Raw genomic sequence first — 19,591 nt, 5'->3', positions numbered from 1 at the left:
GCGGGTCCGATTTCAACAACCGGAACAAAACGTTTCGACATACGAGATTCGCGCCTGCCCTACCATCCACGGATGCGGCGGATCGTGGGCATCGACGTGGCACGGGGCCTCGCCGTGCTCGGGATGATGACCGCGCACGTCGGACCGGACGACCACGGCCCGGTGCCTCCGGGTGGCTTCTCCCAGCTCGCCGACGGGCGCCCCTCGGCTCTGTTCGTCGTGCTGGCGGGCGTCTCGCTCGCGCTCCTGTCGGGCGGTGCGCGTCCCGTGGCCGGCCCCGCGATGACGCGGGCGCGCGCGCGGGTGGTGGTCCGGGCGCTGCTCGTGCTCGTGCTCGGTGTGCTCCTCGTTGCGCTGGGCACGCCGGTGATCGTGATCCTGCCGACCTACGCCGTCCTGTTCGTCGCGGGGAGCGCCACGCTCGGCTGGTCGCGCCGAGCGCTCGTGGTGGCAGCGGTGGCGTTCGCGGTCCTCGGTCCGCCGCTCGCCCGGTGGATCGCGCCCGACGCGCCCGACCAGAACACGCCGCTCGGCCTGTTCGTCGGGCCCGAGTACCCGGCCCTGATCTGGATGTCGTACCTGCTCACCGGGTTGGCGGTCGGCCGCTGCGACCTGCGGTCCCGCCCGCTGCGACGGGCGGGCGTCCTGCTCGGCGCCGGGCTCGTCGTGATCGGGCATGGAGGCGCCTGGCTCGCGGGCCACGTGAGCACGTGGCCGACAGACCTCACCACGAGCGCGCCACACTCGTCGAGCACCTTCGAGGTGGTCGGCAACACCGGCGTCGCGTTCCTGGTCATCGCGGCGTCCCTGGCCGCGGGCGAGCGCTGGCCCCGGGGGGTTGCCCCGCTGGCCGCCGTAGGCGCCCTGGCCCTGACCGCGTACACGGTGCACATCGTCGTGATCGCGATCGTCGGCGACTCCGTCGTCTACGACCCGACCGTGCTCGGCTGGCTCGCGTTCCTCGGCGTGACCGTGGTCGCGTGCTGGACCTGGGCGAGGTTCCTCGGGCGCGGACCGCTGGAGCAGGTCATGCACGAGGTGTCGACGAGGGCAGCGGACGCACCCGTCGGCTAGGCGCACTCCCAGATGACGGACTCCGCATCCGAGCGCAACGCCAGCAACCACTCCCCCGTCGGGCCCTGGAGCGCATACAGAGCCCGGGCCGCGAGGAACGCCTCGTCGGTCAGGTACGGGTATCCGGCGGCGGCGCCGATGACGAGGTCCTCGCCTTGCACCGGATAGCCCCAGGAGTGGCTCTCCTGCCACCCGCGAACTGTCAGGGACAGCGGGTTGCCGCCCTCGACCGGTACGAAGACGGGCTGGCCCTGGGCCGTCTCGCCCGCCTGCCGCCACTGCGCGGCGACATGGTGGACGTCGCGCGAGAGAGTGGCGTTGAGGCACGCGGGTGCGCCCGGAGACACGCTGGAGCGGGTACCGCGCGTATCCCCCGCGCCGTCGTAAGCCGGCACGGGTTCATCCCCGTGGCGCCAGACGATCGACCCGAAGTCACCGCCCGGCGCGTCCTCGGCCGCAAGCGCCACCGTCGAACCGAACGGCGTCGTGAGCGCGTACCGGAAGCTCGTCACCTCCGGTCCGTAGGACTCCAGCTCCTCGGTCACGAGCGACATCGCGCCCATCGTCCGCACCGTTCGCAGCACGGGCGGTTCGCCTCCCGAGAGTGCCCCCGCATCGCCGTAGAGGTAGTCCGGGAAGTACGTCCAGCTCGTGGTGGACGTCGTCGTGACCGCGTAGCCTCCGCCGAGGTCGATCGAGCGCGGCAGCGTGTAGGTGTCGTAGAACGTGGCCTCGTCACGGACGACGCCGGCAGCGGTCGCGGTGCTCGGCGGCGCGCACGGATCGGTGGTGCGCGCGCTGGGGCACGCGATCAGCCGCACGCCGGCGGTGTCGATCTCGTAGAGGCCGGTGACCGTGGCGGGCCCGGGCCCCTCCTGCAGTCCCACGGTGATGTAGATCGGGGTCCCCGCCCGCTGTCCCACGAGGAACGCGGTGTCGGCCGAGCCCGACCCGACCAGGACGTCCTTCACCTCGGGGGCAGGCACCGGCGTCTGCCACACCTCGCCCGTGCGGGGCTTGGACAGCCGCGCGATCACCGTCTCGTCGTCGATCGACGCGGCCCGCGTCGGTGGTCCGACGGAGGTGGGCGCCGGTGTGCTGCTGGGTGCCGCCGTCGGCGTGACGCTCGGCGCGACGGTCGGCGTCACCACCGGCACCACCGGCTCCGGGGTCCCGTGGTTCACCCCGATCCACAGGCCCACGCCGATCACGCCGACGACGCCGACGCCCGCCACGGACTCGGCCGTGCGGCGGACGATCCGGCGCCGACGGACTGCCGCCCGCACCCACTGCAGGCGGCCGCGCTCCAGGGCGGGCGCGGCGCCTTCGATCTGGCTCGACGCCTGGCTCAGCAGGGCGTGCAGCTCATCGCTCATGGCGCACCTCCGTCGAGCCGAGCGTCCGCACCGAGATCCGCTCCACCGGGGGCGCAGTGCTTCCCAGGACGGCGTTCAGGCGGGCGAGCCCGTCTGACGTGTACCGCTTCACGGCGCCCTCGCTGAGCCCGAGCACGGCCGACGTCTCCGTCACAGACAGATCCTCCATCTGGCGCAGCACCACGCAAGCACGCTCCCGGGGGCTCAGGGTCGCGAGCGCCCGCACCACGTCCGCGCCCGGCAGCAGATCGACCTCCGCGGTCGCCATCGGCGCTTGCGCCGCCGCGCGCGCCAGCAGACGCGCCTCACGCGTGCGGCGCCGACCCGCATCGACGGCCCGCGAGGCGATCGCTCGCCGGACGTAGGCCTCGGCCTGCTCGACCGACCCGAACCGTGCCCGGCTCGAGAACGCGGCGATCAACGACTCCTGCACCAGGTCCTGCGCGTCGGCCGGCGACGCGGACACCAGGGTCGCGTGCGCGACGAGGCGTCCGTAGCGCTCACGCGCGACCTGCTCCAGCAGGTCCTCCCACGTCGTCACCGCTCCCCCCGTCTGTGGTCCTCCACCCGTACAGCGACAGTCGGGCCGTCCGACGTTGGGGTTGGTGCGGGTGAAGTTACGCGACGAGCGCGAGGATCGCGAAGACCACCGCGAGCGCCGGAAAGAATCCCTGCGTCGCGGCGGCCCGGGCCATGCGTCTGTCCGCGCTGATCAGGACCACGGCGGCGCCGAGCATCGAGCCGCAGCCGAACAGGACGAGCGCCAGGCCGACGTCGTCGCTGCCGGCGAGCGCGACGACCACGCCCACCAGCGTGCCGACCGCGAGGAAGAGGTTGTAGAAGCCCTGGTTGTAGGCCCACGGCTTGACGGCGGGCACGTCCAGCGCGGGTGTCCGGAACCGCGCGTGCACGTCGGGCCGCTCGAACAGGACCGACTCGTACGCGAAGAACAGCACGTGCAGCAGGGCGGCGAGCACGGCGAAGACCGAGGCGGCAATGAGCATCGGGCCAGTCTGCCTACCCTGGAGACATGACCACCAGTGCGCCGAGCCGGGGCGCCGTGCTCGATCTGGCCACCTGGCAGATGCTGGCCGACGAGCACGCCGCGCGCGCCGACGCCTTCACGGCCGGTCGTCGCGCGCGCCGGTCGCGGCACGAGAAGCACGCGATCGAGGACTTCCTGTTCGAGTACTACCCGGTCTCACCGTCGGCCCTGCGCCGCTGGCACCCGGGAGCCGGCGTCGCGCTCGCGCCCGGTCCTGTACCGCACGCGGAGTGGCGCTGGTACGTCACGGAGCCCGACGGGTCCGTCCGGCTGGACGTCGACGCCTACGTGGCCGAGCGCGGCGACACGCTGCGCTTCGTCGCGGACCTGCTGCGCCGGACGGCGTCCCGGCCCGCGTTCACCGGCTGCTTCGGCCTGCACGAGTGGGCGATGGTCTACCGCGAGCGCGACGACGAGCATCGGCACCCGCTGCCGCTGCGCCTGGGCTCCGCCGGCACGGACGCGGTCGTCGAGTCGCACCACATCCGCTGCACCCACTTCGACGCCTACCGCTTCTTCACGCCCGACGCGGTCGACCGCAACGCCCTTCGACCGACCCGTGCCAACCAGGTCGAGCTGGAGCAGCCCGGCTGCCTGCACGCCGGCATGGACGTCTACAAGTGGGCCACCAAGCTCGGTCCGCTCGTGCCCGGCGACCTGCTGCTGGACTGCTTCGAGCTCGCGAGGGAGATCCGGACGCTCGACATGCGGGCTTCGCCGTACGACGTGTCGTCCTACGGGCTGGAGCCCGTCGCCATCGAGACACCCGAGGGCAAAGCGTCGTACGCCGCTGCGCAGAAGGGCTTCGCCGAACGGGGCAACGCGCTGCGAGAACGACTACTCGGCGTCTGTGCGCTCGTCTGACCCGCACAGTTCAGTTCGGCCGCCGAACGGTCGATGAGCACGTCGTGAGGTTCAGCCGCGGTCATGTCGTCGCGACCCTCGTGGGCGCCGTCGCGTTCCTCGCGGGCGGCGCGACCGCCGACGTCTGGGCCCACCACCGCGCCGCCACCCTTCCCGACGACCTGCGGTCCAGACCCTCACTGCGAGCGTCAACCTGCCGTTCGCGGTCCAGGCCCTCGCCGTCGGCCGGTGCCCGGCGTACTCCTTCCGTGCCCCGATCTCGGATCCCGGCACGCTCGACGCCACGTCGAACCGCACGTTCCGGCTGACGGCCAAACCGCTCCAGGCGCTCTTCGTCACCTGCCTGCCCGATGCAGGCAGGTCGGCGGAGGCGGTCGTGGCGGACCACCTGGCCCATCCCGTCGTCGAAGGGGCGACGATCGTCGACGGGCCGGTGCTCGTCCACAGCGCCTTCGGCGACGCGTACCGGATCGACACCCGCCTCGGCACGACGACCCTTCGGGAGTGGTTCACCGACCACGACGGCGTCGTGGTCGGTGTCGGCCTCATGTACGCCGACGGTGCCGAGACCTCGGTGACCTCGGCCACGGTCGAGTCGATGCTCACCAGCTGGTCGTGGGACGTGGCCCCCGTCGCCGGCTGACGTCACACGGCCGGTCCTGCTCGTCCGAGCCGACGCTCACCCCGTCACGCGAGGCGTGGCACGGCCCTCACGTCCCGCCGTAGCGCGCGACGAACGCCTCGAGGATCCGGGCCGGCTCCGACACGACCGCGCTGCGGACCCTCGCGACGACCTCGTCGTACTCCTTCGACCGGTAGTACCCGTAGTCGCGGTAGACGCCGATGCGCGTCGTGATCCCCTCGAGGTCGAGCTCGGGGTGGAACTGCGTGGCGTACAGGTTCTCGCGCACCCGGAACATCTGCACCGGGCAGGTGGCCGACGACGCCAGGAGCACGGCGTGGGGCGGCAGCACGCGGCACGCCTCCTTGTGCCCGACGAAGGCGTCGAACGACGACGGGAGCCCGTGGAGCAGCGGGTCCGCCCGACCCTCGTCGGTGAGCGTGATGGTCACGGCGCTGATGGGTTCGGCGTAGGTCCGGTCGATCACGGCGCCCTGGTGGAGACCGAGCGTCCCGACGCCGTAGCAGGCTCCCAGGAACGGGAAGTCGCGGTCGACGATGTCGTCCAGCAGCGTCGACATCTCCGCCTCGACCCGCCGCTGGGCGGACGACTTGTCCTGCTCCGGCGTGCTCGCGTCGTACGGGCTGCCGCCGACGATGACGCCCGAGTACCGCTCCAGCGACACCGGCAGGAACGGCGCGGCCTCCATCCGGACACGCTCGAGCTCGTCGGACCGCAGCCGTGCGAACCGCAGGAACGCCGCGTGCTCACCGTCCGCAGCGAGGTCCTCGGCGCGCGAGCTGAGCAGCAGGAACGGCTTCATCGGGCCCCCGTCGCCACCCGGCTCGCGTCGTCAGGGCCGAGCATCCAGCGGATCAGGCGGGTCACGGTGCCACCGGCCGCGCGGGCCCCCGCCCGCCCGACGGCGCCGGGGTGCCGGATACCGAGCTGCTCGCACGCCCACATCGGCAGTGAGGCGACCGCCGCGCGGGCCAGAGAGACATACGCAGGCCGCAGGGTCCACGGAACAGGGGGCTCGTGCAGCAGGAACTCGGCGGCCTCGCGGGCCGCCGCGGACGGGCCCAGGACGGGCCGGAACTCGCGCAGCGCCACGGCGAGGCCGGTCACGGACGTCGGCACGCGCTCGGCGCCCAGTGCGATCGCGACGCGCGCGGCCTGGGCGACGTACCGGTCCGCGTCGACCGCGTCGATCGGGCGCTGCCCATACCGGCGGTAGGCGCGCAGGAAGCTGTCCACCTCGGCGACGTGGACCCACCGCAGGAGCGCAGGATCGGCCGCCGCGTACGCCACGCCCTCCGGCGTGACACCGCTGATGCGCTCGTGCACCGATCGGACCCGGTCGATCGCCGCCTGCGCGTCGTCGGCCGTGCCGAACGTGGTGACCGCCAGGAATGTGCTGGTCCGCGCCAGCCGACCCCACGGGTCGCCCTTGTAGCCGGAGTGCGCGGCGACCGCGGCCATGGCCGCCGGATGCAGGGACTGCAGGAGCAGGGCGCGCATGCCGCCGACGAACATCGACGCGTCGCCGTGGACCGTTCGGATCGGTGAACCCGGCAGGAACCAGCGCGGACCGGGCGTGAGGTGGATCCGGTCGCGCTGAGCCAGGCCGTCGGGTCCCGCGACACGCAGGAAGAGCTGGGTGCCGGCCTTGTCCCGCACGCTCGAGAGGCTGGTTGCCACAGGTCCACCTCTCGCCGACGGGTCGCAGCGGCCGACCCGCTCCGAGGCTCGATGCTAGGTCGCCGTCGGCCCGGGCGCGCGGGTGCGGGGCGCCGCCCCTCCCCTGGCTTCCCACCGCGGGTACGGGACACTGGGCCATGCCCGCACCCACGCTCACGCACATTGGCGGTCCGACGCTGCTCATCGAGCTCGACGGCTGGCGTCTCCTGACCGACCCGACGTTCGAGGCACCGGGCCGCCGCTACCACTTCGGCTACGGCGCCCGCGCCCGCAAGGTCACGGGTCCGGCGCTGCAGCCCGCCGACCTGGGCACGGTCGACGCCGTGCTGCTCTCGCACGACCAGCACGCCGACAACCTCGACGACGCGGGGCGTGCGTTCCTGCCAGCGGCGGGGCGCGTCGTGACGACGGCCTCGGGTGCGAGGCGCCTCGGCGGCGGGACGGTCGGCCTGCTCGCGGGCGAGACGACGGTCCTGCAGGCTCCCGGTCGCCCGACCCTCACCATCACCGCGACGCCCGGCCGCCACGGCCCGACGTTCATCCACCAGATCGTCGGGGAGGTCATCGGTTTCGCGATCACGGTCGACGGGTCGGACGCGACGGCGGTCTGGATCTCGGGCGACACGGTCCTGTACGACGGACTGCGCGACGCGATCGACGCCATGGACGTCGACGTCGCGGTCCTCCACCTCGGGGCGGTCACGTTCGGCGTCACCGGTCCGGTGCGGTTCACGCTCGACACGACCGAGGCCGTCGCCGTGGTGGACCTGCTTCGCCCGCGGGTCGTCGTGCCGGTCCACTACGAGGGCTGGTCGCACTTCCGCGAGAACCGCGACGTGTTCGAGCCCGCGCTGGTTGCGACCGGCGCCGACGTCCGCTGGCTCACCCCGGGCGAGGCCACCGAGGTCGGCTGACCAGACCGGTCCGTGCTCGTCGGAGGGGCCCGACCTCAGGTCTCGGCGCGCACCTTCTCGACCCCACGGTTGGCCAGCTCGTCGGCCCGCTCGTTGCCGGGGTCCCCCGCGTGCCCCTTGACCCACACCCACCGGACGCTGTGCCGGGCGAGCTCGGCGTCGAGGGCCTGCCACAGATCCTGGTTCTTGACCGGCTTGTTGCCCCCGGTCCGCCACCCGTTGCGCTTCCACCCGACCAGCCACGAGGTCACGCCGTTCATGACGTACTGCGAGTCGACATGCAGGGTGACGTCGCACGGGCGGGTCAGGGCGCGCATCCCCTCGATCACCGCCGTGAGCTCCATGCGGTTGTTCGTGGTCAGCGCCTCTCCGCCGAACAGCTCGCGCTCGTGCTCGCCGTAGCGCATCCACGCGCCCCAGCCGCCGACACCCGGGTTGCCCTTGCAGGCGCCGTCGGTCCACATCTCCACCGTCGGGCGCTCGGTCACGGCCCACACCCTAGAACCTCATGGGACCATCGACTCACGATGAGCACCCCCACGCTGGCCGAACGCATCCCGGCCGACCCGAACGATCCCGACGCGCTGTACGAGGCCTTCACCGGCTGGGCCGACGACCAGGGGCTGACGCTCTACCCGCACCAGGACGAGGCACTGCTCGAGCTGGTCACCGGCGCGCACGTGATCCTGTCGACACCCACGGGTTCCGGGAAGTCGCTGGTGGCCGTCGCGGCGCACTTCGTCGCCCTGGCCCAGGGCCGCCGCACGTACTACACGGCACCGCTCAAGGCGCTCGTCAGCGAGAAGTTCTTCGCCCTGGTTGAGGCGTTCGGGTCGGCCAACGTCGGCATGATGACGGGCGACTCGGCGGTGAACCCTGGTGCGCCGATCATCTGCTGCACGGCCGAGATCCTGGCCAACGTGGCGCTGCGCGAGGGCGACGACGCGGACGTCGGCCAGGTGGTCATGGACGAGTTCCACTTCTACTCCGACCCGCAGCGCGGCTGGGCGTGGCAGGTGCCGCTGCTGGAGCTCTCGACAGTCCAGTTCGTGCTCATGTCCGCGACGCTCGGCGACGTCGCCTTCTTCGCGGAGGACCTGACCCGACGGACGCACCAGCCCGTGGCCGTCATCGCGAACGCCGAACGGCCCGTGCCGCTGATCTTCAACTACGTGATCGAGCCGCTGCACGAGCTCCTCGACGAGCTGGTCAAGACGCGGCGAGCCCCGGTCTACGTCGTGCACTTCACGCAGAAGGAGGCCGTCGAGCGCGCGCAGTCGTTGCTGTCCACGCCGCTGGCCAGCCGCGAGCAGCGGGACCGGATCGGCGACGAGATCGCGGGCTTCCGGTTCGGCCCGGGGTTCGGCAAGACCCTGAACCGGCTGCTGCGGCACGGGGTGGGGGTGCACCACGCGGGGATGCTGCCCAAGTACCGCCGGGTGGTCGAGCGGCTCACGCAGAAGGGGCTGCTGCCGGTCGTCTGCGGGACGGACACGCTCGGCGTCGGCATCAACGTGCCCATCCGCACCGTCCTGCTCACCAGCCTGGTCAAGTACGACGGCGTCCGGATGCGGCACCTGTCCGCGCGCGAGTTCCACCAGATCGCCGGGCGGGCTGGGCGTGCCGGCTTCGACACCGTCGGCGAGGTGATCGTCCTGGCGCCCGAGCACGTGATCGAGAACCGCAAGCTGCTCGAGCGCGCCGGCGACGACCCGAAGAAGCTCAAGAAGATCGTCCGCAAGAGGGCGCCCGAAGGGCACGTCAACTGGACGGACAAGACGTTCGAGCGCCTGCGCGACGCCCCGCCCGAGCCGTTGACCAGCAGCTTCGCGGTGTCGCACGCCATGGTGCTCAATGTCCTGGCGCGGGAGGGCGACCCGGTCGCGGCGATGACCAAGCTGCTCACCGACAACCACGAGCCGGCCGGCGCCCAGGGCCGGCACGTCCGTCGGGCCATCGCCGTCTACCGCTCGCTCAAGGCCGCCGGGGTCATCGAGCGCCCGTGGATCGTCGACCAGGACGGGCACCGCCACCGCGGCCTGCGCCTGACCACCGACCTGCCGCCCAACTTCGCGCTCAACCAGGCGCTGTCGCCCTTCGCGTACGCGGCGCTCGACCTGCTCGACCAGGCGGACCCGTCCTACGGGCACGACGTCGTCTCCGTGATCGAGTCGACCCTCGACGACCCCCGCCAGGTGCTGGCGGCGCAGGAGAACAGGGCGCGCGGCGAGGCCGTGGCGGCGATGAAGGCCGACGGCATCGAGTACGACGAGCGCATGGCGCTGCTCGAGGGCGTCACGTACCCCAAGCCGCTCGCGGAGCTGCTCGAGGCCATGTTCGTCACGTACCGCCAGACCAACCCGTGGGTGGCCGACCTCGCGCTGTCCCCCAAGTCGGTGGTCCGCGACATGCACGAGCGGGCCATGAGCTTCGCCGAGTACGTGGCCTACTACCAGCTGGACCGCACCGAGGGCGTGCTGCTGCGCTACCTCGCGGACGCCTACCGGGCGCTGCGCCAGACGGTCCCCGAGGACGCGCGGACCGAGGAGCTGTGGGAGCTCATCGAGTGGCTGGGCGACCTGGTCAGGCGCACCGACTCGAGCCTGCTCGACGAGTGGGAGCGGCTGTCCAACCCGCTCGACGAGCACGGCGCGGACGCGCCCGGCGGTCTGGACGAGGACGTCCCCGAGCCCATCTCGGCCAACCCGCGCGTGTTCCGCGCGCTGGTCCGCGGCGCATTGTTCCGCCGAGTAGAGCTGGCGGCCCGGGAGTTCTACGGCGGGCTCGCGGCACTCGGTGACGTGGACGACGACGGCGAACCGTGGACGGTGGATCGGTGGCGCGACGCGCTGGACCCGTTCTACGACGACCACGACGAGATCCTCACCGGCTCGCCCGCGCGCGGGCCGGCGCTGTTCCAGGTCACGCCGGGACGCAGCACGTGGACCGTCCGCCAGCTTCTCGACGACCCGCAGGGCGACCACGACTGGCGCATCGACGCCGTGGTCGACCTCGCCGGTTCCGACGAGACCAGCGAGGTCCAGCTGCGCATCACGGCCGTCGGACCGTTGTGACAGGCTGGTCGTCGTGTCCAAGAACGTGGCCAAGCACGCACCCACCGGAACCCCCGCGCTCGTCGCCCTGACCGCCGCCGGCGTCGAGCACACGGCGCACACGTACGAGCACGACCCGGCCTCCATGCTCGGCTACGGCCTCGAGGCGGCCGCGGCCATCGGCGTCCCGCCCGAGCAGGTGTTCAAGACCCTCATGACCAGCGTGGACGGCACGCTCACGGTCGCGGTCGTGCCGGTGACCGGCCAGCTCGATCTCAAGGCCCTGGCGCACGCGGTCGACGGCAAGAAGGCCGCCCTGGCCGACCGGCACGACGCCGAACGGGCCACCGGCTACGTCGTCGGCGGGATCTCGCCGCTCGGCCAGCGCAGCGCACACCCGACGGTGATCGACGAGACGGCCTGGCTGTTCGACACGGTCTTCGTCTCGGGGGGCCGACGGGGCCTCGACGTCGAGCTGTCCCCCGACGACCTGGTCCGGCTCACGGGCGCGACCGTCGCGGACATCGCGCGGGCCTGATGGCCACCTTCGAGGACGTCGCCGCCGCCGCGCTGGCGCTGCCCGAGACGACCCAGGAGGGGCACGTCTGGTCGGTGCGCGGCAAGGTCGTCGTCAAGGCGCGCGGGTTGCGGCCCGCGGACCTCAAGGCGCTCGGCGACGCCGTGCCCGAGGGGCCGGTCCTCATGGTGCACACCGGCACGCTCGTCGCCAAGGACGAGCTGCTGGCCCGGCGGCCCGACGCGTACTTCGTCACGCCGCACTTCCACGGCTATCCGGCGGTGCTGGTCCGGCTCGACGTCATCGACGTCGAGGAGCTGACGGACGTGATCGTCGAGGCGTGGCTGCTGGCGACGCCGAAGACGGTGGGCGCCCGCTGGCTCGCGGAGCACCCCGACGGGCCCTAGCGCCCGTAGGCCGCCATCGCCCGGTCCGACGGGACGATCTGCTTGCCCAGCGGGACCAGCGAGATCGGCACCATCTTCCAGTTGGCCAGCGCGAGCGGTATCCCGATGATGGTGATCGCCTCGAGGATGCCCGTGACGATGTGCATCAGTGCGAGCCACCAGCCCGCCACGATGATCCAGATGACGTTCCCGATCACGGACCACGCGCCGGCGGTCGGCTTGTCGACGACCGTGCGCCCGAACGGCCACAGCGCATAGCTCGCCATCCGGAACGACGCGATGCCGAACGGGATGGTGACGATGAGGATGCAGCACAGCACGCCCGCGAACACGTAGCCCAGCGCGAGCCAGAAGCCTGCGAGCACCAGCCAGATCAGGTTCAGCAGCGTCTTCACAGGTCCAGGGTGCACCACGACGGCCGGATAGGGTGCGTGCCATGACCGTCGACCCCGGCACGTCGGCCGGCACGGTGGCCGACCGGCTCACCCGCCTGCGGGCCCGGATCGCCGCCGCCGAGAGCGCCGCCGGACGCCCCCCCGGATCGGTGCGGCTCCTGCTGGCCACCAAGACGCAGGACGCGGAGACGGTCCGCGCCGCCCTGGTCGCCGATGCCGGGCAGCCGGTCCTCGTCGGCGAGAACCGGGTCCAGGAGCTCGTGGCCAAGGGGCCGTTGTTCCGGGACCTGCACGTCCCGACCCACCTCATCGGCCCGCTGCAGTCGAACAAGGTCACCGCCGCACTGCGCTGGGCGTCCTGCATCGAGTCGGTCGCCTCGCTCGGCCTGGCGCAACGACTGGCGGCGCGCGCCGACGGCCTGGAGGTGTACGTGCAGGTCAACGTCTCCGGAGAGCCGACGAAGCACGGCGTCGCCCCGGCACAGGCGGTCGACCTCGCTGGCGCGGTCGCGGCGCTCGACGGGCTGCGGCTGGGCGGCTTCATGACGGTGGGCGCCAACTCCCCCGACGCCGACGTCGTGCGCGGCGGCTACGCGCTCCTGCGCAGCATCCGCGACGAGGTCGTCGCCGCGGGCGTTCCCGGCGCGCGCGAGCTGTCGATGGGCATGAGCGGCGACCTCGAGCTCGCGATCGCGGAGGGGGCGACCATCGTGCGGGTGGGCAGCGCCGTGTTCGGGGCGCGGCCGGCCTGAGGTCAGGAGCCGGGCCGGCGCGCCGCCCGACCACCCCCGCGCAGCACGACGACCCGCGTGGCCGCCGACCGTGCGCTGCTGGCGCGACGGCGCGCGTTCGCCAGCTCGCGGGCGTGCAGCAGGCTCATGCGACGGAGCTCGCGGTCCAGGCCGGCGTACGCGGTCATCTGCTGCTCCTTCGTCGGGGAAGTCACCGGGCAGTCGCAAGGAAGGAGGACCGGGACGCCCACCAGATACGTCAAGGTCGCTTGACACCGATCGGACTGTCAAGCATCCTTGTCATGTCAAGGCACCTTGACATGCGGCTACGGAGGCACCAGGTGACCGGCACGCTCGACGCCCTGCAGGAGCTCGACCTGCCCGCGGTCACCGCGGTGGCCCTCGTCGCCGCGGCGCTCGCGCTCGTAGCGCTCGAACCGGTGACCGGACGCCGCGCCTACCGCCGCTTCCTCTCGCACCTGGACGGCGACCCGGAGCATCGGCGGGCGGTCCGGGTCCGCTTCTACCGCCGCTGGACGCGGCAGGGCTGGATCCTCGGCCTCGCCGTCGTGGCCCTGGTGGTCGTCCTGCCGGGCGTCTCGCTCCGCGAGCTCGGGCTGCGGCTCCCCGTGCTCGCGCGCTCCCCCGGCGCTGACAGCGCGCTGGCGATCCTCCTCGGCGCCGCGATCGGTCTCGCCGTGGTCGCGATCGCGGCCCTCGTCCTGCGCCGCCGGCTTCCCGGGGTCCGGCGCACCCCGGCGCCGGCACACCCCATGCACCCGGTGTCGTCGGCCGACCGACGCGGCTGGGCGTGGCTCTCCCTGAGCGCGGGGGTCACCGAGGAGGTCACTTACCGCGGACTCGTCGTGCTGGCCCTCGCGACGGTGCTCCGCGGCGCCGCGGCGGTCGTCGTGATCGTCGCCGCAGGCGCGCTGTTCGGCCTCGCGCACTGGTACCAGGGCGGCCTCGGGATGCTCGCCACAGGCGCACTCGGTGCCGTGCTCGCCGGCCTCTACCTGTCCACCGGCAGCCTCGTCATCCCGATGGTCCTGCACGTCCTGATCGACCTGGCCGTCCTCGCCCGCATCGCTGTGGCACCGACGCCCGAGTCGGTGCAACCCGCATGAGGAACGAGATCCGTCGGCTCCGCGAGGCGTCGGGCCTCTCCCAGGCCGCGCTCGCCGAGGCCCTCGCGGTGTCCCGGCAGACGGTGAACTCCCTGGAGACCGGCCGCTACGACCCGTCCCTCCCGCTCGCCTTCGCCATCGCGCACCACTTCGACCGCACCATCGAGGAGATCTTCCATGTCGACCCGTGAGTCGCGCCGTCCCCTGCGAGCGGCCGTGCCCCTGCTGGCGGCCGGGCTCGCGGTCCTCGCTCTGTCGGCCTACTTCCTGGCGATCGGTGAACCCGACACCGCCGCCGGCGCCGTCGTCGGCGGACTGCCGTTCCTGGTGCTCGCCGGTGTCGCCCTGTGGCGGTCCTGGCGACGGCCCGGGTCGACCGGCACCGCTAGCCGGACCCTCGCCGGGCAGCCGGACGAGCGAGACCGGGCGATCGTCGCCGGCGCGTTCGCCTGGGCGGGCATCGCGGCCGTCGTCGCGATCGGCGTCGCGACGGTTGCGGTCACCTTCGGCGCCGATCCCCTGGCTGTGCTCCAGCTGACCATGCTCGTGGTCTACGCCACGCTGATCGGCGCGTTCGTGGTGCTCAGCCGCCGCACCTGACGCGAAGATGAGCACGTGGCCGACGACAGAAGGTTCCCCCGTTGGGTCTATGGCGTGGGCACGGAGCCCGACGCCCGGTTCTCGCTGGCCAACGAGCGCACGTTCCTGGCCTGGATCCGGACGTCGCTCGCCCTGCTGGCGGGCGGCGTGGCGCTCGAGGCGCTCGACCTGCCCATCGAGGAGCACCTGCGGTTCTCGGCGGCGATCGTCCTGGTGGTCGTCGGGTTCGTCGCGCCGGTGACCGCGTGGATCGGCTGGGCGCAGGCCGAACGAGCGGTCCGGCTCGGCACGCCCCTCCCTGCGCCGTCCCCGTTCGGGCTCCTGGTCGTCGGCGTGTGCGTGGCGGGCCTCCTGGTGCTGATCGGGCTGGCGACGGCATGAGCGAGACCGTCGGCGACGACGGGCACGACGCCGGCGGCACCGACCTGCGCGACGACCAGGCCACCGGGCTGGCGGCCGAACGGACGCACCTGGCCTGGCGCCGGACCGCGCTGGGTCTGACCGCCGGGGGCGTGGCCGCGGCCCACGTCCTGCAGACGTTCGCCGGAGCGGCCGCCTGGAGCATCGCGGGGATCGGCGCCATCGTCGCCGCGGCGCTCGCGATCACGTCGAAGCGCCGCAGCACCCGTCGCGACGACCAGGGCGTCGGCGGGCGTCTCGTCGCGGTCTGCGCGTGCGGGCTGGTCCTGCTCGGCATCGGCGCGCTCGGCTTCGTCCTGCTGCACGGCGCCTAGCTCACCAGCTCCGACGCACCGTGGCCTTCGGGCCGGCCACCAGGCTCGCCGCCGGGACGTCGTCGGCCACGACCGCACCGGCGGCGATCACGGCGTCGCGACCGATCGTGACGCCCGGCAGGATCGTCGCGCCCGCTCCGATCCACACGTTCTCGGCCACGTCGATGGGTGCGCCCGTGAGGTACAGCCGACGCTCCGCGGGGTCGACGGGATGCCCTCCGGTGATGAACGTGACCTTGGGCCCGACCATGACGCGCTCCGCGAGCCGGATCCCGGAGTAGTCGAGGAACGTGCAGCCCTGGTTGATGAACACACGCTCGGCCAGGTCCAGGTTCAGCCCGTGGTCCGTGTAGAAGGGCGGGTAGATCGTCGTGCGCGCGGGCAGCGGCCGCCCCAGGATCTGCTCGAAGAGGGCGGCCTTGCCCGCGTCGTCGTCGTCGAAGGGCAGGACGTTCAGGCGCGAGGTGAGCTCGGTGACGCGCAGCACCCGCTCGGCCATGGCCTGGAACTCGGGGCCGTGGATGAGCATGAGGCGGTCACCGGGCATCCCCCGATCCTCTTCCGGGTCGTTCGCACGCGCGCCGAGACACGCCCTAGGGCACGCGAGCGGTCCAGGCCGGGTCGCCGAACTTCGTCTCGACCAGCTCACCCGCCCGCGCGAGCTCCTCGGGCCGAAGCGCGCCGTCGACGGTGGGGTACTGCCGCCGGAAGTGCGCCACGAAGGCGTCGATGACCGCTTCGCGCGGCAGCTGCGTCTGGGACCGAACGGGGTCGACCCGCTTGTTCGCGCTCGCGGTGCCCTTGTCCGAGAGCTTCTCGCGCCCGATCCGCAGCACCTGGAGCATCTTGTCGGCGTCGATGTCGTAGGACATCGTCACGTGGTGCAGGACCGCACCGCCGACCACCCGCTTCTGCGCCGAGCCGGCCAGCTTGCCCGCCGGCGAGGAGATGTCGTTCAGCCCGGAGAGCGTCGCCCGGACGCCCACGTCCGCGAGCGCGCCCAGCACCCACTGGTTCAGGAACGTGTACGACTCCTCGAACGTCATCCCGTCGACCAGCGAGGCGGGCACCACCATCGAGAACGTGATGCAGTTGCCCGCCTCCATGAACATCGCACCCCCACCGGAGATCCGACGGACCACGGTGATGCCGTAGGCCTGCGCCGCGGCCAGGTCGACCTCGTTCCGCAGCGACTGGAACGACCCGATGATCACGGCGGGCTCCACCCACTCCCAGAACCGCAGCGTGGGCCCGCGCCGGCCGGCGGCGAGCTCCTCGGTGAGCACCTGGTCCAGCGCGGCGTGCAGCGCGGGCGGCAGCGGTCCCGGGTGGAGCAGCTCGAACGTGTGGTCGCTCCAGACCGTCGAGTAGCCGAGCGCGCGCCGGACCGAGATCGCGACGGCGCGCGCGTCGAACCCGACCATCGTGACCGGCCCGGGGAACCACTGCAGGGCCTCGGTCACGCTCTGCGCGAGGACGCTGGGGCCCGCGTCGACGGGGAGCCCCTCGAGCGCCCCGGACAACACCTCCAGGGCTTCGTCCGGCTCGAGGAAGAAGTCGCCGCTCACGCTCACGTGCCGCAGGAACCCGTCCACCACGTCGAGGTCGACCGCGACGAGCTTGCCGCCCGGGACCTTGTACTCACCATGCACGCTGAGAGCCTAGGCGAGCGCCTACCCGAGCGCGCGGACCGCCAGCTGCGCGCGGCCCTGCACCATCGCGGACAGCGACTCGGGACCGCCCAACGTGGTCAGGGCGGTCTGCGGCGGCGCCGTCGAGAAGGCCTGCGCCGTCCACGAGACGATGGTGTTGCCGACGAGCATCTGGCCCTCGTACCCGGGGATCGTCGCCCCGCCGACGGTCCGGTCGATCTGGAGCACGATCGACGGGTACACCCCCTGGCCCTCGATCGCCGGCTGGGCGGTCCACTGCGCACCTTCGACCCCGTTGCTGACCTCGCGATAGGTCGGGCACGCGTCGATCGTCGTCACCAGCTCCCGGAACGCCTCCCGCGCAGCGGGCGGGTCGGGCAGGACGGTCAGGTCCTGCTGGAAGTCCATCGTGTCGTTGCCCCACTTGCGCGCGTCGTAGAACGCGGGCTGGGCGGCGACGACGGTCACGGCGAGGGTGCACGTGTCGGGTTCGACGGCCGTCGCTGGGGGCAGTCCCCACGGCAGCTCACCGGACGTCAGCTGCTCCGTCACCCCGGACTTCGCCGCGGGCACGTCGGCGACGAGGTCCGCGGCCGTCACGAACAGGCCGAGGCTCGTCGTCGCGTCGAACACCACGTCGGACCCGGGCGGCGCGACGGACACCGAGGGCGTCGGGGACGGCTCGGGCGCGGGCGGCGTCGGGCTCTGGGTCGCGGCGCCGGTGGGGTTCGGCTCCGTCTGGACCGACCACGGCTCGGCCACCAGCAGCACGAGGACCGCGAGCGCGCCGACCGCCGCGACGAGCCACCACCACCCGCGAGCCGACGATCGGCCTCGACCCTCGGACCCCGACGGGTCGGACGAGAGCGGGTCGGACACCGCCGCCACCTTCCGCCGGACCGGCCACCGGGTCGCGACCGTCAGGTCCCGAGGTTAGGCGGCGTGGCTGTGCAGCGCAGGGATGAAGTTCAGCGCGGCGCGATGCCGTGGTGGTAGAGGCCCCAGATGGCCGAGTCGGTCAGTGCCTCCCACGACGCCTCGAGCAGGTTGGGGCCCACGCCGACCGTGCTCCAGACGTCCTTGCCGTCGCTCATCTCGATGAGCACCCGCGTGATCGCGTCGGTGCCGTAGTTCGAGTCGAGGATGCGCACCTTGAAGTCGATCAGCTCGAACGTCTCGAGCTCGGGGTACACCCGCAGCAGCGCCTGACGCAGAGCGTGGTCCAGCGCGTTGACCGGTCCGACGCCCTCGCCCGTGCTGACGATCCGCTCGCCGCCGGCGTGCAGCTTGACTGTGGCCTCCGCTGTGGCAGGGGTCCCCCGGGGTCCGCGGCGCTCGACGATGGCGCGCCACGACTCGACGGCGAAGTACTGGGTGCGCTGCCCGTTGAGCTCCTCGAGCAGCAGCAACTCGAACGACGCGTCGGCCGCCTCGTACGTGTAGCCGTTGGCCTCGGCGTCCTTGACACGGTCCGTGACCCGGCCGAGCACCTCCGGCCGGTCGGCCAGGTCGAAGCCCAGCTCACGACCCTTGAGCTCGATGGACGCGCGACCGGCCATGTCCGAGATGAGCATCCGCATGTCGTTGCCCACCGCTGCCGGATCGGTGTGCTGGTACAGGTCCGGGTCGACCCGGATCGCGGACGCGTGCAGCCCCGCCTTGTGCGCGAACGCGCTGGCCCCGACGTAGGGCGAGCGCGCGAACGGCGAGATGTTCGTGATCTCGCTGATCGCGTGCGCGATGCGGGTCAGGTCCCGCAGTCCGCCCGGGCGCCCCTCGCTCGTCTTGAGCACGGGCAGGTCGTACTTGAGCTCCAGGTTGGCGACGACGGCCAGCAGGTCGGCGTTGCCGGTGCGCTCGCCGTACCCGTTGACGGTGCCCTGCACGTGGGTGCAGCCGGCCTCGACCGCGGCGAGCGTGTTGGCCACGGCGCAGCCCGAGTCGTTGTGCGCGTGCATGCCGAGGATCGCGTCCGGACCGACGGCGTCGCGGATCTCGTGCACGATCTGGGTCACCCACGCCGGCACCATCCCGCCGTTGGTGTCGCACAGGGCCACCACCTCGGCGCCCGCCTCGAACCCGGCCAGGACGGCCGCCCGCGAGTAGGCCGCGTCGAAGCGGTAGCCGTCGAAGAAGTGCTCCGCGTCGACGACGACCCGGCGCCCCTCGCGCACGAGGAACGCGACCGTGTCCGCGATCATCGCGATGTTCTCCTCGCCCGTCGTGCGCAGCGCGCGCTCGGCGTGCCGCAGGTCGTGCTTGGCGACGATGGCCACGACGGGCGCCTCGGAATCGACCAGGGCCCGCACCTGCGGGTCGTCGACCGCGCGCGTACCGGCCTTGCGCGTGCTGCCGAACGCCGCGAGCTCGGCGTTGCGGAAGTCGAGCTCCTTGGCCGCACGCTTGAAGAACTCGGTGTCCTTGGGCACCGCGCCCGGCCAGCCGCCCTCGATGAAGCCGACCCCGAGCTCGTCGAGCAGCGGCGCGATCAGCAGCTTGTCGGCGACCGAGAGGTTCATGCCCTCCTGCTGGGCGCCGTCGCGCAGGGTCGTGTCGTAGACCTGGAACGAGTTCAGTGCGGGGACGGACACGATGTGCTCTCTTCGGTGCGGCTACGGACGGACTGGGTGCTTCACCTACGAACGTTCACCTGCGACGTCGGTGCTGCTGCCTTCACGGCCCGGCGGGGTGTGCCGGTGCAGTCGACGGTAGCCGGGGCGGGGGTGATGCCTCGACCAACAAAAAGACCCCCCGGGGTACGGGAGGTCTGCGCGTCAGC

The 19,591-nt window shown here is 72.4% G+C and carries 25 protein-coding genes; 13 read left to right on the top strand and 12 right to left on the bottom strand.

The window, feature by feature from the left end; all coding sequences use genetic code 11:
- Positions 1 to 72 precede the first annotated feature (72 nt).
- Entirely contained in the window at positions 73 to 1,074 is a 1,002-nt protein-coding gene (locus tag ACPPVS_RS04625) for an acyltransferase family protein (RefSeq protein ID WP_426594858.1), read from the top strand.
- On the opposite strand, the gene ACPPVS_RS04620 is transcribed toward ACPPVS_RS04625, so the two are convergent.
- The 3 genes from ACPPVS_RS04620 to ACPPVS_RS04610 all read right to left on the bottom strand — a co-directional run bounded on the left by ACPPVS_RS04620 (position 1,071) and on the right by ACPPVS_RS04610 (position 3,454).
- A complete protein-coding gene (locus tag ACPPVS_RS04620) occupies positions 1,071 to 2,450 on the bottom strand; it encodes a hypothetical protein (protein ID WP_426594857.1) in 1,380 nt (459 codons plus the stop codon). The two genes, ACPPVS_RS04625 and ACPPVS_RS04620, sit on opposite strands and share 4 nt — an antisense overlap.
- The gene (locus tag ACPPVS_RS04615; RefSeq protein ID WP_426594856.1) at positions 2,440 to 2,991 is read right to left on the bottom strand and encodes an RNA polymerase sigma factor; all 552 of its coding nucleotides are present in this window, start codon (positions 2,989 to 2,991) and stop codon (positions 2,440 to 2,442) included. The genes ACPPVS_RS04620 and ACPPVS_RS04615 overlap by 11 nt, the downstream gene beginning before the upstream one ends.
- A gap of 76 nt (positions 2,992 to 3,067) precedes the next feature.
- The gene (locus ACPPVS_RS04610) at positions 3,068 to 3,454 is read right to left on the bottom strand and encodes a DUF1304 domain-containing protein (protein WP_426594855.1); all 387 of its coding nucleotides are present in this window, start codon (positions 3,452 to 3,454) and stop codon (positions 3,068 to 3,070) included.
- A gap of 26 nt (positions 3,455 to 3,480) precedes the next feature.
- Here ACPPVS_RS04610 and ACPPVS_RS04605 point away from each other — a divergent pair, with 26 nt between their 5' ends.
- The gene (locus ACPPVS_RS04605) at positions 3,481 to 4,359 is read left to right on the top strand and encodes a 3-methyladenine DNA glycosylase (RefSeq protein ID WP_426594854.1); all 879 of its coding nucleotides are present in this window, start codon (positions 3,481 to 3,483) and stop codon (positions 4,357 to 4,359) included.
- A gap of 376 nt (positions 4,360 to 4,735) precedes the next feature.
- Positions 4,736 to 5,002 (top strand): hypothetical protein, encoded by a 267-nt coding sequence (locus ACPPVS_RS04600; RefSeq protein ID WP_426594853.1) that lies wholly within the window; start codon positions 4,736 to 4,738, stop codon positions 5,000 to 5,002.
- A gap of 67 nt (positions 5,003 to 5,069) precedes the next feature.
- On the opposite strand, the gene ACPPVS_RS04595 is transcribed toward ACPPVS_RS04600, so the two are convergent.
- Positions 5,070 to 5,804, bottom strand: coding sequence for a glutamine amidotransferase (locus ACPPVS_RS04595; RefSeq protein ID WP_426594852.1), 735 nt, complete (start codon positions 5,802 to 5,804; stop codon positions 5,070 to 5,072).
- Positions 5,801 to 6,682, bottom strand: a complete 882-nt coding sequence (locus tag ACPPVS_RS04590; RefSeq protein WP_426594851.1) for an oxygenase MpaB family protein — start codon at positions 6,680 to 6,682, stop codon at positions 5,801 to 5,803. Before ACPPVS_RS04590 ends, ACPPVS_RS04595 begins: the two co-directional genes overlap by 4 nt.
- A 137-nt stretch (positions 6,683 to 6,819) precedes the next feature.
- Here ACPPVS_RS04590 and ACPPVS_RS04585 point away from each other — a divergent pair, with 137 nt between their 5' ends.
- The gene (locus ACPPVS_RS04585; RefSeq protein ID WP_426594850.1) at positions 6,820 to 7,596 is read left to right on the top strand and encodes an MBL fold metallo-hydrolase; all 777 of its coding nucleotides are present in this window, start codon (positions 6,820 to 6,822) and stop codon (positions 7,594 to 7,596) included.
- A 35-nt stretch (positions 7,597 to 7,631) separates the two neighbouring features.
- On the opposite strand, the gene rnhA is transcribed toward ACPPVS_RS04585, so the two are convergent.
- A complete protein-coding gene (gene rnhA, locus ACPPVS_RS04580) occupies positions 7,632 to 8,060 on the bottom strand; it encodes a ribonuclease HI (protein ID WP_426595882.1) in 429 nt (142 codons plus the stop codon).
- 63 nt (positions 8,061 to 8,123) lie between these two features.
- Here rnhA and ACPPVS_RS04575 point away from each other — a divergent pair, with 63 nt between their 5' ends.
- Genes ACPPVS_RS04575 through ACPPVS_RS04565 form a run of 3 tightly spaced genes read left to right on the top strand, consistent with a single transcriptional unit; the run spans position 8,124 to position 11,573 of the window.
- Positions 8,124 to 10,670: a DEAD/DEAH box helicase gene (locus ACPPVS_RS04575; RefSeq protein ID WP_426594849.1), complete on the top strand. Its 2,547-nt coding sequence runs from the start codon at positions 8,124 to 8,126 to the stop codon at positions 10,668 to 10,670.
- Positions 10,671 to 10,683: 13 nt separating this feature from the next.
- Positions 10,684 to 11,187 carry a Cys-tRNA(Pro) deacylase gene (gene ybaK, locus ACPPVS_RS04570; protein ID WP_426594847.1) on the top strand — a complete coding sequence of 168 codons (504 nt, stop codon included), beginning with the start codon at positions 10,684 to 10,686 and terminating at the stop codon, positions 11,185 to 11,187.
- Positions 11,187 to 11,573: an MmcQ/YjbR family DNA-binding protein gene (locus ACPPVS_RS04565; RefSeq protein ID WP_426594845.1), complete on the top strand. Its 387-nt coding sequence runs from the start codon at positions 11,187 to 11,189 to the stop codon at positions 11,571 to 11,573. Before ybaK ends, ACPPVS_RS04565 begins: the two co-directional genes overlap by 1 nt.
- On the opposite strand, the gene ACPPVS_RS04560 is transcribed toward ACPPVS_RS04565, so the two are convergent.
- Entirely contained in the window at positions 11,570 to 11,968 is a 399-nt protein-coding gene (locus ACPPVS_RS04560; protein ID WP_426594843.1) for a YccF domain-containing protein, read from the bottom strand. The two genes, ACPPVS_RS04565 and ACPPVS_RS04560, sit on opposite strands and share 4 nt — an antisense overlap.
- A gap of 41 nt (positions 11,969 to 12,009) precedes the next feature.
- Here ACPPVS_RS04560 and ACPPVS_RS04555 point away from each other — a divergent pair, with 41 nt between their 5' ends.
- A complete protein-coding gene (locus ACPPVS_RS04555; protein ID WP_426594841.1) occupies positions 12,010 to 12,720 on the top strand; it encodes a YggS family pyridoxal phosphate-dependent enzyme in 711 nt (236 codons plus the stop codon).
- 2 nt (positions 12,721 to 12,722) lie between these two features.
- Here the strand turns inward: ACPPVS_RS04555 and ACPPVS_RS04550 are convergent, their stop codons facing one another.
- Positions 12,723 to 12,887 carry a hypothetical protein gene (locus tag ACPPVS_RS04550; RefSeq protein WP_426594839.1) on the bottom strand — a complete coding sequence of 55 codons (165 nt, stop codon included), beginning with the start codon at positions 12,885 to 12,887 and terminating at the stop codon, positions 12,723 to 12,725.
- Positions 12,888 to 13,040: 153 nt separating this feature from the next.
- Here ACPPVS_RS04550 and ACPPVS_RS04545 point away from each other — a divergent pair, with 153 nt between their 5' ends.
- Genes ACPPVS_RS04545 through ACPPVS_RS04525 form a run of 5 tightly spaced genes read left to right on the top strand, consistent with a single transcriptional unit; the run spans position 13,041 to position 15,160 of the window.
- Positions 13,041 to 13,826, top strand: a complete 786-nt coding sequence (locus tag ACPPVS_RS04545; RefSeq protein WP_426594837.1) for a CPBP family intramembrane glutamic endopeptidase — start codon at positions 13,041 to 13,043, stop codon at positions 13,824 to 13,826.
- Positions 13,823 to 14,017: a helix-turn-helix transcriptional regulator gene (locus tag ACPPVS_RS04540; protein WP_426594835.1), complete on the top strand. Its 195-nt coding sequence runs from the start codon at positions 13,823 to 13,825 to the stop codon at positions 14,015 to 14,017. The genes ACPPVS_RS04545 and ACPPVS_RS04540 overlap by 4 nt, the downstream gene beginning before the upstream one ends.
- Positions 14,004 to 14,426: a hypothetical protein gene (locus ACPPVS_RS04535; protein ID WP_426594833.1), complete on the top strand. Its 423-nt coding sequence runs from the start codon at positions 14,004 to 14,006 to the stop codon at positions 14,424 to 14,426. Before ACPPVS_RS04540 ends, ACPPVS_RS04535 begins: the two co-directional genes overlap by 14 nt.
- A 15-nt stretch (positions 14,427 to 14,441) precedes the next feature.
- A complete protein-coding gene (locus ACPPVS_RS04530; RefSeq protein ID WP_426594831.1) occupies positions 14,442 to 14,807 on the top strand; it encodes a YidH family protein in 366 nt (121 codons plus the stop codon).
- Complete coding sequence (locus ACPPVS_RS04525; protein WP_426594829.1) at positions 14,804 to 15,160, top strand: DUF202 domain-containing protein; 357 nt, start codon at positions 14,804 to 14,806, stop codon at positions 15,158 to 15,160. The genes ACPPVS_RS04530 and ACPPVS_RS04525 overlap by 4 nt, the downstream gene beginning before the upstream one ends.
- Position 15,161: 1 nt before the next feature.
- On the opposite strand, the gene ACPPVS_RS04520 is transcribed toward ACPPVS_RS04525, so the two are convergent.
- From ACPPVS_RS04520 to cimA, 4 genes are all read right to left on the bottom strand, one after another.
- Positions 15,162 to 15,707, bottom strand: a complete 546-nt coding sequence (locus ACPPVS_RS04520; protein ID WP_426594827.1) for a DapH/DapD/GlmU-related protein — start codon at positions 15,705 to 15,707, stop codon at positions 15,162 to 15,164.
- Positions 15,708 to 15,753: 46 nt separating this feature from the next.
- On the bottom strand, positions 15,754 to 16,812 hold the full coding sequence (locus ACPPVS_RS04515; RefSeq protein WP_426594826.1) for a lipoate--protein ligase family protein: 1,059 nt from the start codon (positions 16,810 to 16,812) through the stop codon (positions 15,754 to 15,756).
- Positions 16,813 to 16,833: 21 nt separating this feature from the next.
- The gene (locus ACPPVS_RS04510; RefSeq protein ID WP_426594824.1) at positions 16,834 to 17,691 is read right to left on the bottom strand and encodes a hypothetical protein; all 858 of its coding nucleotides are present in this window, start codon (positions 17,689 to 17,691) and stop codon (positions 16,834 to 16,836) included.
- An 89-nt stretch (positions 17,692 to 17,780) separates the two neighbouring features.
- Positions 17,781 to 19,331: a citramalate synthase gene (cimA, locus tag ACPPVS_RS04505; RefSeq protein ID WP_426595881.1), complete on the bottom strand. Its 1,551-nt coding sequence runs from the start codon at positions 19,329 to 19,331 to the stop codon at positions 17,781 to 17,783.
- Between the last annotated feature and the right edge of the window lie 260 nt (positions 19,332 to 19,591).

It is taken from the genome of Cellulomonas sp. McL0617 (genome assembly GCF_049994875.1).
Taxonomy (GTDB): Bacteria; Actinomycetota; Actinomycetes; order Actinomycetales; family Cellulomonadaceae; genus Cellulomonas.
Note: the sequence above shows the minus strand (reverse complement) of the source record. Positions and strands in the feature narration are given on the sequence as shown.